This window comes from Marinisporobacter balticus (assembly GCF_004345705.1).
Classification (GTDB): Bacteria; Bacillota; Clostridia; order Peptostreptococcales; family Thermotaleaceae; genus Marinisporobacter; species Marinisporobacter balticus.
Genome location: NZ_SLWV01000002.1, coordinates 79,140 through 91,669 on the forward strand (window position 1 = coordinate 79,140; position 12,530 = coordinate 91,669).

The following is a 12,530-nucleotide window of genomic DNA, read 5'->3' on the forward strand; positions in this document are numbered from 1 at the left end:
AATGTTTAAAAAAAATGCTACTGTGTCTCACGAAAGAGTGGACACTTTAATTGGTAAGACTTCCAAATTTGAAGGAAAATTAGATGCGGATGGAACAGTTCGTATTGATGGTGAATTTGCAGGAAATATTTCTGTAAAAGGGGATGTAATCCTTGGTGAAGAAGGAAAAATGTTTGGGGATATATCTGCAAATAATGTAATTATATCAGGGACTGCTAAAGGAAATGTTACAACGTCTAATCAATTAAAATTAAATGCTACTGGTAAAATTCTAGGAGATATCTATGTATCTAGTCTTATTGTTGAAGACGGTGCAATCTTCGAAGGAAAATGCACGATGAAAAATGCTTCGCTGGAAGACAATGTTTCAACCTTAAATCCTAAAAAAGCAAAGGCGTAATTTAAAATCACGCCTTTGTTTTTTAAGGTACGATGATCTCCATCCCTTTTTTTATAACTTCAATGGTAGTCGGTAACTTCTCCCCCTGCTCTCCATCTATATCTAAATCTACATTCATATCGTTTTGACAATTTAGCATTATTTTAGAAGTCTGTATATATAATACCTTTGGATGATGAATATATTGCCCTTTCATGATTTTTAAAAATAATGAAATAAATTCTGCAATATCTGATTTTTTTATAATACATACATCCAATAATCCATCATCTACTTTTGCCATTGGTGCAATTTTTTTAAACCCTCCTACGCTTGGGGTATTTGTAATAATAAACATAAAAATATCTTCTTTTCCTTTAAATTCTTCTGAATCAATTTCTATATTGATACTTTTAAGCATTTGTTTTGGAATTTCTTTCATGCCTTCTACATAATATGCATACTTTCCTAAAATCGTTTTGAAATCTGATGAAACCTTATATCCTACATCTGTTAAAAGTCCACCTGCTAAAACATTAATAAAATACCGGTCTCCTACCTTCCCTACATCTACCTTTTTCTTTTGGTTTTTTTTAATCATGTTGCAAAAGCCTTGCACATCCGTAGGCAGATTCAAAAAATTTCCAAAATCGTTCACTGTGCCTGCTGGTAATATGGCAACAGGAATTTTATTCTCCCCTACCATTACGCCATTGATCACTTCATTCACTGTTCCATCTCCACCTACTGCTATCATACAATCATATTCATTTTCTTGGATATTCTTTACTTCTTCAAATGCATCAAATCGTTTTTCAGTTTTAAATACATCCACATATTTTACGACACCATCTAATATGAGTCTTCCAACAATTTTTTCTAAATTTTTTTGTATGATTTGCTTTCCTGATGAAGGATTCATAATGATTTTTACCTTCACTTTGTCTCACCTCTTGTTGTTTATTTATTTTTTCTAATGTTTATCATTTCAAGCCTACATTTTTCAAAAAGCTTTCTCAAAGGATGCATAAGGTATATCAAAATTTTGAGAAGCTTGTTTATGGATTAGATATCCATCATAGGTACATAGTGCTTTTCTCAACCCAATATCATTTAATATAGCTTTTTTAAATCCATCATCGGCAATTGTTATGATATAGGGTAATACAGCTTCTGCTAAGGAAAAAGTAGCCGTAACAGGTACAATCCCTGGTAAATTTGGTATCCCACAATGAACTACGCCATCTATTGTATACGTAGGTTGTGTATGACTTGTAAGTTTTGAAGTTTCAATCGTGCCTCCTTCATCACACGCAACATCTATTATGATGCTTCCCTTTTTCATCTGTCGAACCATCTGAGCCGTGACAATATGTTTTTGTTTATCTCCCATTTGGTCAATTGTATTGACCAATAAGTCTGCTTTGAGCATAGCATATGAAAGTGCTTCATCAGATAAGTTTATATAATTACCTTTTTTGTGTAGTTTATTTTTTAAATCTCTTAACTTATTCGTACTTCTATTTAGAATCGTGACATTACATCCTATACCCATAGCAATTTCTGCAGCTCCGTAAGCCACACTCCCCGCTCCTAATATTACCACTTCTGAAGGTGCTAATCCAGGTACAGCTCCTAGCATGACTCCTTTTCCACCATGCACTGTTTGCATCAGCTTTGAGCCCATAAACACTGCCATCTTACCCGCTATTTCGCTCATAGGAATCAATAATGGTTTTTTCCCTTGTTTGTCTATAACCATTTCATAGGCAATGCCGATGATTTTTTTCTCTAAAAGCATGCGTGTTAGGGCTTCATTCTTTTCTAGTAATATGAAACAGAATAAGAGCTGCCCTGTTTTTAAATAGTCAAACTCGATGGAAACAGGCGGTTTTACTTTTACAATACAATCTGACTGTTTATACACATCTTTTATCTCATCTAAAAGAATAGCCCCTGATTTTTTATACATTTCATCTGTTATGCCACTGGCTTCTCCTGCACCCTTACTAACAAAAACTTCATGCCCTAATTGGGTGAGTTTTTCAACTCCTTTATGCGTTATGCTAACTCTCGATTCTCCATTCCCTAATTCACTTGGTAATCCAATTTTCATGTACTAACCCCCCCTATTCACCTCTTTTTATCCATTATTGATGAAAGTATCTCATAGAACCATTTTTTATTTTATTATCAATTTATGCATTTCATACACATATTATGACCTATAAAAGTGGTGTATATGGATCTGCCCCTTTTCTTTTATCCGTATCTTTTTTTATAAATTTTTCAATCACTTGAGATAATTTTCTTATGCCGATCTCAATATCTTTAGGATAAACAGAAGCAATACTAAGTCGAAAGCATCTACTTTCATTTTGACAGGTAAAAAATATAGATCCAGGTAATATAAGAATATTATTTTTTGCAGCCTCTACATAAAGCTTATTTGCATCATATCCTTCTGGCAAGGAAAACCAAAAATTCAATCCCCCTTGTGGAAAGCTATAATCTATTCCCGTTTGCGTAAAATATTTTTCTATACATTTTTTCATAATATCGAATCGTTCTTTATATATTTTTTCCATATACTGAATATGATTTTTCCATATTCCTTTTTTAAGATAAAGGTCAAAGACTCTTTGATTTAATCCAGAAGTTGAAATATCTGATGTATGCTTAGCAGCAAGAATTTTATGATGGATTTTTTTTGGTAATACTAAAAACCCCAATCTTAATCCTGGCATAAAAATCTTAGAAAAGCTTTTAATATAGATCACTGATCCTATCTCATCTATACTTTTTAAAGTTGCATGGTCATCCCTATAAAAACTTAAATCACTCAAATAGTCATCTTCAACAATCAGTAGATTATATTTTTTTGCTAATTCAATGATTTTCATTTTCTTTTCTCTACTATAAGAGTATCCCGTAGGATTCTGGAAATTTGGCATAAGATAAACGAGTTTTGGTTTATATAATTTTATACTTTCTTCTAATAGCTCTATATCTATCCCGTCCTTTAAAATAGGCACACTGACAATCTTAGCCCCTCTAGATTTAAAGGTTCCTATAGCCCCTGTATAAGTAGGACTCTCTACAATAATCGTATCATTGTAATCTACAAATGCTTTGGAAATTACATCTATCCCTTGTTGTGCACCCGAAATAATCTGAATATTTTCTGTCTTCGTTTGAATATTACTTTGCGCTAAATAATTCACTAATGCTTCTCTAAGGGGAAAATATCCTTGGCTTTCTTGATATCCAAAGGCATCTCCTTTATCTCTATCTAAAACTTCATTTAAAAGAATTTTAAAATCCTCTACAGGAAATAAATCTGTTGTTGGTGTAGCACTTGCAAAGCTAATCATATTCTCTTTTATTTGGATCTGTCCTCGATCCATTAATCTTATATCCTCATCTAAAGGATATTTTTGGAGTAGTATATCAGAAAGATCATTATCATGTCTCTCTGAAACAAAAGTGCCACTACCAATTTTTTTATATACAAATCCTTCTTTCTCTAAAAGCCCATAAGCATTTACAATAGTACTTGTATTCACACCAAGCATGTTTGCAAGCTGTCTAATCGGAGGAAGTTTATCCTTTTCTTTGAGTTTTCCATCCATAATCAATTGGCGTATCTTCTGAAATAGTTGCATATATAAATGTTGAGGTGAATTTTTATCTAATTGAATTCCTATATATTTTTCCATTTCAACCTCCTTCATCTTGCTGTTTATCTTCTTTTATAATCTTATTTATTATAAATTTCAACTACTACCATTTATTATACAAAATATCAGACAATTTTACCACAAATAGAATAAAGTGCGGAAATCCGCACTCTATTTTCATCTGTCATATTTATCTATCAGCCCTTGTAATTTTCTTGCTTGCATTCCTGTTTCTTCAGCAAATTGTTTAAATGTATCTGCTACTTCTTTATCCTCAACTTTCTTTGAAAACGTCTCATAATCACGTACATTTTCTTGGGCATCTAATAATTTCTTCATAATTGTATCACGTGTATTCATATCCATAAAATACAACACCTCCTCCCACTTTGATTTTTCTTTTACAATATTTATTATGTGCATTTTTTCATAAAATATATTTGTATCCTTATTTATTAAACATAAAACAATCAGTAACCGATAATATCTGTATTTTATGATTCATTTTAAAAAACAAGCAGATGCAAATTTTCATCTACTTGTTCTCTTATTTAATGTATTTTATACGCGATTGCCTTTATTAATTCTTTTTCATCGATACCATATGTTTTTGCAGCGTATCCAACACTTTTATAAAGTACGCCGCCTCAACCGAAGCATCTTATTCCAAATTCCTTAAATACTTCTTCTACTTGTGGATGTTTTATTAAAATGTCATTTATGACTGTATCTCTATCCATCATAAAAGCACCTCCTTTTATATAGGATTTGTTTCTATGATTTTTTCATCCTCAAAAAAAATATTATTTTTTTACTTATTATACCTATTCCACAATTCTTCTTTGATCTCATCCATGGTAATTTTCTTCTCTATCAAAAGTACTAAAAGATGGTATATTAAATCAGAAACTTCATAAATCATTTCATCTTTGTTGTCATTCTTAGCACCAATAATAACTTCACTCGCTTCTTCTCCAACCTTTTTCAGAATTTTATCAATGCCCTTTTCAAATAAATAATTGGTATAGGAACCTTCTAAAGGATTTTCTTTACGCTTTTGTATACGGTTATATAATTTTTTGATGATTTCATTCTTACTATTTTCTTTATTCTCCTCTTCAAATACTTTATTAAAGAAACAAGTTTCAGATCCTGTATGACAGGCGTTTCCTAGAGGAATAACTTCTATCAACAATGTATCTTGATCACAATCATAGCTGATTTTTTTGACAATCTGATAGTTTCCAGAAGTTTCCCCTTTGTTCCATAGTTTTTTTCTACTTCTGCTATAAAACCATGTTTTTTTAGTTTCTAAAGTCTTCTCTAAAGATACTTCATTCATATAAGCAAGCATTAGCACTTTCTTTGTATTCACATCTTGTACAATTGCTGGTATTAGTCCTTTTTCATCGAATTTAAGATCCCATTCTTTCGACATTATTTGATCCTCCTAATTGCAACATCATTCTCATAAAGATATTCTTTTAATGCTTTTATTTTTATCTCTCCATAATGAAAAACAGATGCAGCTAATGCACCATCAATGGATCCATCCTTTAGCACTTTCAAAAAATCTTCTTTTTTCCCAGCTCCACCCGAAGCGATGACAGGAATATTTACGCATTTAGCAATTTCTTTTGTGATAAAAAGATCATAGCCGTCCTTTACCCCATCTGTATCAATGCTATTAATAACAATTTCTCCAGCACCTAGTCTTTCTCCTTCTTTCGCCCATTTTAAAACATCCATTTTTGTGTCAACTCTACCACCATTTATATAAACTGACCAAAAACCTTCTTCATTTTTCTTTGCATCTATAGACAATACTACACATTGTCTTCCAAATTTAAGTGCTGATTCTTGAATGATTTTTGGATTTTTCACCGCTGCTGAATTAACAGATACTTTGTCTGCTCCTGCTCTTAAGACTTTTGTAAAATCGTCTATCGTTCTGATGCCCCCACCTATTGTAAATGGAATATACACTTCTTGTGCCGTTTTTTCCACAACATTTAAAAATATATCTCTATTTTCATTCGATGCAGTGATATCATAAAACACTAACTCATCTGCCCCTTCATCACTATAAAATTTGGCAAGTTTTACTGGATCTTCTACATCTACAAGGTTTTTAAACTTTTTTCCCTTCACAACTCTTCCCTTATTCACATCTAAACAGGGAATAATCCTTTTTGTAAGCATACAAACACCCCCTATAAAAATCAAACTTCAGACCCTTCTGATTCTTCTCTTAACGCCTTTATCCAATATAATTAGATAATGCTTCTAGTTTTATATCTTCTGTATATAAAGCTTTTCCAATAATTGCACCATACAACTTTAAATCAATTAATTTCTTAATATTTTCATAATTACTGATCCCACCAGATGCAATAATCTGCATATTCACATTTTCTTTCATTTCTTTTAGTTCTAAAAAATTCGGGCCACTCATCATACCATCCTTTGCAATATCTGTGTATATTAAAGTTTTCAAACCTATTTTCTCAAGTTTTTTAGCAAAGACAATTGCTTTCATATCACTTGTCTTTGTCCATCCATCAATGGCAACATAACCATTTTTAGCATCAATAGATACAGCAATTTTCTCTTGAAAATCTTCTAAAGCATTCTCTACAAATCCATCTTCCTTTACAGCGGATGTCCCTAAAATAACACGACTAACGCCCAAATGTAACATATTTTTGACATCTTCTATTTTTCTAATGCCACCTCCTAGTTGTACAGGAACATTCACAGATTGAATAATTTTTTTAATCACATCACCATTCACAGACTTTCCATATAAAGCGCCATCTAAATCTACTAAATGAATATATTTCGCACCTTGTTGCTCCCAGTTGATGGCTATTTCCACTGGATTTTCTCCATATATATCCTCTTTATCAAATTTACCTTGTATAAGCCTTACACATTTCCCCCCACGAATATCGATAGCTGGAAAAATAATCATTTTATCAACTCCCCAAAATTTTTCAGTAGTCGCATTCCTGTTTCTCCACTCTTTTCGGGATGAAACTGCATACCAAATATATTATCTTTTCTTATAACTGCTGGGACCTCTATCCCATAATTTGTCCAAAAAAGAACTTCTTCTTTTCTTTTCGGCTTTACATAATAGGAATGTACAAAGTATACATACTCTCCGTTTATATCTTTTCCAATTTCATCCTTTACTCCCTCTATTAAATCATTCCATCCCATATGTGGTACCTTTAATTGATCCTCAAATCTTACTACTTCTCCTTCTAATAATCCTAATCCATTCCATGCTCCATCTTCATAGCTTTTTTCATAAAACAGTTGCATCCCTAAGCATATACCTAAAATAGGTTTTCCTTCTTTTACATTCTTCTTTAAACAATCAATCAATCCACTCTCTATCAAATGATCCATCGCATCTTTAAAAGCACCCACCCCTGGTAAAATAATGGCTTTACTTTGATTGATCTCTTCTTCCTTTGAAGTAATTATTGCCTCAAATCCTAATTTTTCTAGTGCCTTATAAACACTTTTTAAATTCCCTACACCATAATCAACAATAGCAATCATATGCATATCCTCCTTATTACAAAGAACCTTTTGTAGATAATACGCCTTCAATTCTATCCTGAATCCTAACAGCTTGGTCAATACCTCTTCCGAACCCTTTAAAAATAGATTCAACCATATGATGCGTATTCGTCCCATAATTTAATTGAATGTGAAGTGTAATCTCAGCTTGGTTTGTAAACGCTCTAAAAAATTCTTCAATTAACTCTGTTTCAAGCTTTCCAACATATTCTCTTTCAAAAGTTACATCAAAGTGTAAGTAAGCACGACCACTTATATCTATAGATATTTGAGATAACGATTCATCCATCGGTGTAAATACAGTTGCATATCTTGTAATTCCTTTTTTGTCCCCAATTGCTTTTTTAAATGCTTTTCCGAGTGTAATGCCTACATCCTCAACCGTATGATGATTGTCTACATAAATATCTCCAATACACTTTAAGTCAAGATCTAAAAAACCATGCTTACACATTAATATTAACATATGATCAAAGAATCCTATTCCTGTATCCACTTTTGTATTTCCTTTTCCATCTATGTTCAACAAAAGCACAATATCTGTTTCATAGGTCTTTCTATTCATTTCTGCTTTTCTCATCTATTACACCACGTCCTTGAGTAAATTTATCACTTTATTGTTTTCTTCCCTTGTCCCTACAGTGATACGAATACAATCTTTTAGTAATCCATCTTCTCCAAAATTTCTTAATGATATGCCTTCTTTTCTACATGTCGCAAGTATTTCTCTTGCCTTTGCGCTTTTTATCAAAATAAAATTGCTTCCCGTTGGAAATGTCTTCATATCATCCATCTTCTTTAATGCTTCTAATAAATATTCTCTTTCTTCTATAATCTTTTTTAGATAAACATTTATCAAATCGATGTTTTCAACAAATAATTCTGCTGCAATTTGCGAAAATATATTTAAGTTATAAGGCGCCTTCACCCTATACAATACATCCATCATCTTTTCGCTGGCAATCGCATAACCTACTCTTGCCCCGGCTAACGCAAAAGCTTTAGAAAGTGTTCTAAGCACAATCAAACGGTCATAATCATTGATTAAACCTACTACAGATTGACCTAAAAATTCATAATAGGCTTCATCTACCACCACAATCGCCTTAGTTTCCTCTATTACTCTTATAATATCCTCTCTTGGTATCACTGTACCTGTTGGGTTATTTGGGTTACATAGAAAAACAACTTTTGCTTTTTTTGTATTTGCTTCTTTAATTATTTCTTCTACATCTATTTCCAAAGAAAGTTCACTTGACACTTCCATTACTTTTCCACCCACAATAGTTGTAAATATTTTGTACATAGAAAAGGTTGGGCTATGAGTAATTACATATTCATCTTTATCCACAAATGCATTAATAATCATTTGAATAATCTCATCTGAGCCATTTGCGCATAAAATATTTTCTTCCTGTACATCCACATGTTTTGCAAAAGCCATTCTCAACCTCTCACTGTCTGTATCAGGATATCGGTTCATATCTAAATTACTTATTTTTTTTATGAATTTTTCTTTTAAAAACTCAAATATATTAAATGGGTTTTCATTCGCATCTAACTTTATATCTATCTCTTCCTTAAGTACATTGTATGGTTTTATCAAACATACACTCTCTTTAATAAGTTCAATCATATTCAAACCACCTTCTATATTCTTATTTGTCCTTATATCTTTTTATTTTTACTCAATACATTCCTTTAATCCTCTTATAATCTGATGGACTTTATTTGTTTTTGTTTTAAAGCTTGCTTTATTTACGATTAATCTTGCACTCACCGAACATATATCTTCTATTACTTCTAACCCATTTTCTTTTAACGTTGTTCCTGTCTCTACAATATCTACAATCACATCCGATAATCCTATAATCGGTGCTAACTCTACAGAACCATTTAACTTAATAATCTCTATAGGATTACCCTTTTTCCGGAAAAATTTTTTTGACACATTTGGGTATTTTGTCGCAACTTTTAATTTTCTATCTGATTTTATCGTGAAATTTTTTGGCGCTGCCACAGCAAATTTGCATTTACCAAACCCTAAATCCATAATCTCATAAACACTCGCCTGTGCTTCTAAAAGCGTATCTTTTCCTACCACACCCATGTCGGCTGCTCCCTGTTCTACATATATTGCTACATCACTTGCTTTCACAAAAATAATGCGTATTTTTTCTTCTTTATTCAAAAATATTAATTTTCTACTTTTAGTATGATCATCTTCAAAGTTTATCCCTATTTGTTCTAATAATGCAAATGTCCTATCTGCTAATCTTCCTTTTCCTAATGCAATATTTAAATAATCCATCCTATACCCTCCCTAGTGAATAGACGCAAATATTTCTACAGTGTCTGCTTGTTTTAAAAATTGTGCGAAGGTATTGGTAAAAACTTTATTACTTCTAATATCAATTCGCTTTAATCTTTCCCCACTAATTTGTACAATTTCCTTGATATTTCTATCATTGGCATTCTGAATATGTGGCTTTATATTTTGTTCATATAGATCTGTTTCTACGATAAAACCTTTATCCCTTAATTGTAATGCGAGCTTCAATCCTTTTTTCCGATTTGCTTCTTCATATAATATTAAATAATCTGTACTGCACACAAACTCTTTATTAATTTTATACATATTTAGCACCTCCAAAAGTGAATCAATATTTAATCCAAAACCTGTAGCTGGCATGAAACATCCATATTGCTTTGTTAGATTGTCGTATCTTCCCCCACTTATAACTGCTTTTCCATAGTGATTTACATATCCCTTAAATATAACGCCCGTATAATAATCTATATGATGAATCATTCCTAAATCTACAGAAATATACTTTTCATAATTATATTCTTTTAAAATATGATATACACACTTTAGGTTCTCTAGAGATCTTTCCATCTCTTCATTGCATATAAACTTTTGTGCTTCTTTTATGATCCTTTCAGGTTCCCCATACAAATAGGGGATTTCTAAAATAGCGTTTTTAAAAAATTCATCTATGTTTAATGGATCTAATTTAGCTTTTAGTTCTGCAAAATTTTTTTCTTCTATCAATCTACGAATTTGTTCTTGTTGATTCCTTTGTATCCCACTTGCTTCCATTAATCCTCTAAAATATCCTGCTTGCCCTAGGTCAATCTGAAAATCATTGATACCCAAACTAATCAAACTTTTAATAGCTAATGCCACAACTTCTGCATCTGAGTCTGGCTTTTCATTTCCTAAATATTCAATTCCCGTCTGTGTAAACTCTCTTTTTTTTCCATTTTGTTCATCATTAATTCTAAAAATATTTGTTGCATAAGAAAATTTTAGATAACCAAAGCTTTCTTTATAGTTTGTAGCAACCATCCTTGCAATAGGTGTTGTTACATCTGGTCGTAGCACTAGAATTTTCCCACTACTATCTATAAACTTAAACATTTCATCTTTATGAATTGTTCCTTCAACCGCTGAAAATAAATCATAGTATTCAAACGTGGGTGTTAAAATCTGTCTATAGCCAAAACTTTTGAATATATTTTTAATCTTTGTGATTGTATTTTCTTTGATTTCATATTCATTGCAATGTGTATCTTCTACACCTTGAGGAATAAAATGATTTAACCTCACCATATTATCACCGCCTTATGCTTTATCGCTTTATCGTGCTAAAGCTTTAATAGCATTTTAATACACCCAACTTATAAAGTCAAGAATTTTATATATTTTTTTTATAATCCAATCCATTGACCAAATAATTTTTGTGGATTAAAATAAGGGATAAGCAAAAAAATAATTTTTTTCATCAGAAAGGAGTATTTTTATGTACGACTATCATGTACACAGTCACTTTTCCGCTGACTGTAACATACCTATGCAAGAAATGATTCAAAAAGGCATTTCACTAGGTCTAAAAGAAATCTGTTTTACAGACCATATAGATTATGGTTATCAAGACCCATCTATAAGTTTTGAATTTGATCCTACTTTATATACACAAGAAATAAATCAGTTGACTGAAAAATATAAAAATCAAATAAAAATAAGAAAAGGATTAGAGATTGGTATTCAACCCCACATCATAGAAGAATGTACTACATTAGTTGAAAATGGAAAGTTTGATTTTGTTATTTCTTCGATTCACACTGCAGATAAAAAGGATATTCATATAGGAGATTTTTTCTTAGGAAAGACCCCTCATGAAGCTTATGAAAAGTATTTTGAAGAACTCCTTATATGCACCCAAAACTTTAAAAATTTTAATGTCTTAGGCCATATGAATTTGCTAAAGAGATATCAACATCATGTCCAAGTTCAAGATATCAAAAACTATTTTGATATCATCAAAGAAATTTTCAGCACACTCATTTACGCTGGAAAAGGCATTGAGGTAAATACTTCTGGATTCCGATACCATTTAGAAGAACCTATTCCTGACAAAGAGCTTTTATCTTTTTATAAATCTTTAGGTGGTGAAGTCGTTACCATAGGATCTGATTCCCATCAGCCGGATCATTTAGTTTATAAATTTGATTATGTCTATCATTTATTAAAAGAAATAGGGTTTAAATATATTGCTATATTTGAAAATATGAAACCTTCTTTCATAAAGATATAGGATACCTTAAGGCATCCTATATCTTTACTCTTTGAACCGATATTCTTTTATCATAATTACAATTTTCACAATAAAATAGATGTATACATTTATCATATGCTGCACCATCTACACGTTCTGTAATATTCAAATCTAGGTATGCGCTATAGTCATCTAAAAATTCTGTAATTGTACCTTTATTTTCCATTTGTTTGCCACAATGGGCGCATCTTAAGAGATATACAACCATGCCATTACAAATTGGACAGACTAATTCCATAGGTACTTCCTCCATTC

General features: G+C 31.6%; 15 protein-coding genes. 2 read left to right on the plus strand and 13 right to left on the minus strand.

Annotated features, from left to right (window positions below):
• The first annotated feature begins 1 nt into the window (after position 1).
• Positions 2-400 carry a bactofilin family protein gene (locus tag EV214_RS02025; protein ID WP_132242192.1) on the plus strand — a complete coding sequence of 133 codons (399 nt, stop codon included), beginning with the start codon at positions 2-4 and terminating at the stop codon, positions 398-400.
• Positions 401-422: 22 nt separating this feature from the next.
• Here EV214_RS02025 and EV214_RS02030 read toward each other — a convergent pair whose 3' ends face one another.
• The 12 genes from EV214_RS02030 to hisZ all read right to left on the minus strand — a co-directional run bounded on the left by EV214_RS02030 (position 423) and on the right by hisZ (position 11,269).
• A complete protein-coding gene (locus tag EV214_RS02030; protein WP_207669603.1) occupies positions 423-1,319 on the minus strand; it encodes a diacylglycerol/lipid kinase family protein in 897 nt (298 codons plus the stop codon).
• Positions 1,320-1,382: 63 nt separating this feature from the next.
• On the minus strand, positions 1,383-2,495 hold the full coding sequence (locus tag EV214_RS02035; RefSeq protein WP_132242194.1) for an alanine dehydrogenase: 1,113 nt from the start codon (positions 2,493-2,495) through the stop codon (positions 1,383-1,385).
• Positions 2,496-2,604: 109 nt separating this feature from the next.
• A complete protein-coding gene (gene pdxR / locus EV214_RS02040; RefSeq protein WP_132242196.1) occupies positions 2,605-4,098 on the minus strand; it encodes a MocR-like pyridoxine biosynthesis transcription factor PdxR in 1,494 nt (497 codons plus the stop codon).
• A gap of 138 nt (positions 4,099-4,236) precedes the next feature.
• Entirely contained in the window at positions 4,237-4,425 is a 189-nt protein-coding gene (locus EV214_RS02045) for a hypothetical protein (RefSeq protein ID WP_132242198.1), read from the minus strand.
• Between the two features lie 445 nt (positions 4,426-4,870).
• Positions 4,871-5,497, minus strand: a complete 627-nt coding sequence (hisIE, locus tag EV214_RS02050) for a bifunctional phosphoribosyl-AMP cyclohydrolase/phosphoribosyl-ATP diphosphatase HisIE (RefSeq protein WP_132242200.1) — start codon at positions 5,495-5,497, stop codon at positions 4,871-4,873.
• Entirely contained in the window at positions 5,497-6,261 is a 765-nt protein-coding gene (gene hisF, locus EV214_RS02055; protein ID WP_132242202.1) for an imidazole glycerol phosphate synthase subunit HisF, read from the minus strand. The genes hisIE and hisF overlap by 1 nt, the downstream gene beginning before the upstream one ends.
• A gap of 58 nt (positions 6,262-6,319) precedes the next feature.
• Complete coding sequence (gene hisA, locus EV214_RS02060) at positions 6,320-7,033, minus strand: 1-(5-phosphoribosyl)-5-[(5-phosphoribosylamino)methylideneamino]imidazole-4-carboxamide isomerase (RefSeq protein WP_132242204.1); 714 nt, start codon at positions 7,031-7,033, stop codon at positions 6,320-6,322.
• Positions 7,030-7,632 carry an imidazole glycerol phosphate synthase subunit HisH gene (hisH, locus tag EV214_RS02065; RefSeq protein ID WP_132242206.1) on the minus strand — a complete coding sequence of 201 codons (603 nt, stop codon included), beginning with the start codon at positions 7,630-7,632 and terminating at the stop codon, positions 7,030-7,032. Before hisH ends, hisA begins: the two co-directional genes overlap by 4 nt.
• Before the next feature lie 16 nt (positions 7,633-7,648).
• Positions 7,649-8,233 (minus strand): imidazoleglycerol-phosphate dehydratase HisB, encoded by a 585-nt coding sequence (gene hisB, locus EV214_RS02070; protein WP_132242208.1) that lies wholly within the window; start codon positions 8,231-8,233, stop codon positions 7,649-7,651.
• Positions 8,234-8,236: 3 nt separating this feature from the next.
• Positions 8,237-9,289: a histidinol-phosphate transaminase gene (gene hisC, locus EV214_RS02075; protein ID WP_132242210.1), complete on the minus strand. Its 1,053-nt coding sequence runs from the start codon at positions 9,287-9,289 to the stop codon at positions 8,237-8,239.
• A 48-nt stretch (positions 9,290-9,337) separates the two neighbouring features.
• Complete coding sequence (gene hisG / locus EV214_RS02080) at positions 9,338-9,964, minus strand: ATP phosphoribosyltransferase (protein ID WP_132242212.1); 627 nt, start codon at positions 9,962-9,964, stop codon at positions 9,338-9,340.
• 12 nt (positions 9,965-9,976) lie between these two features.
• Entirely contained in the window at positions 9,977-11,269 is a 1,293-nt protein-coding gene (hisZ, locus tag EV214_RS02085) for an ATP phosphoribosyltransferase regulatory subunit (protein ID WP_132242214.1), read from the minus strand.
• Positions 11,270-11,459: 190 nt separating this feature from the next.
• Between hisZ and EV214_RS02090 the strand changes: the two genes are divergently transcribed.
• Positions 11,460-12,254, plus strand: coding sequence for a histidinol-phosphatase HisJ family protein (locus tag EV214_RS02090; protein WP_132242216.1), 795 nt, complete (start codon positions 11,460-11,462; stop codon positions 12,252-12,254).
• Positions 12,255-12,270: 16 nt separating this feature from the next.
• On the opposite strand, the gene EV214_RS02095 is transcribed toward EV214_RS02090, so the two are convergent.
• Entirely contained in the window at positions 12,271-12,513 is a 243-nt protein-coding gene (locus EV214_RS02095) for a hypothetical protein (protein WP_243116526.1), read from the minus strand.
• Positions 12,514-12,530 lie beyond the last annotated feature (17 nt).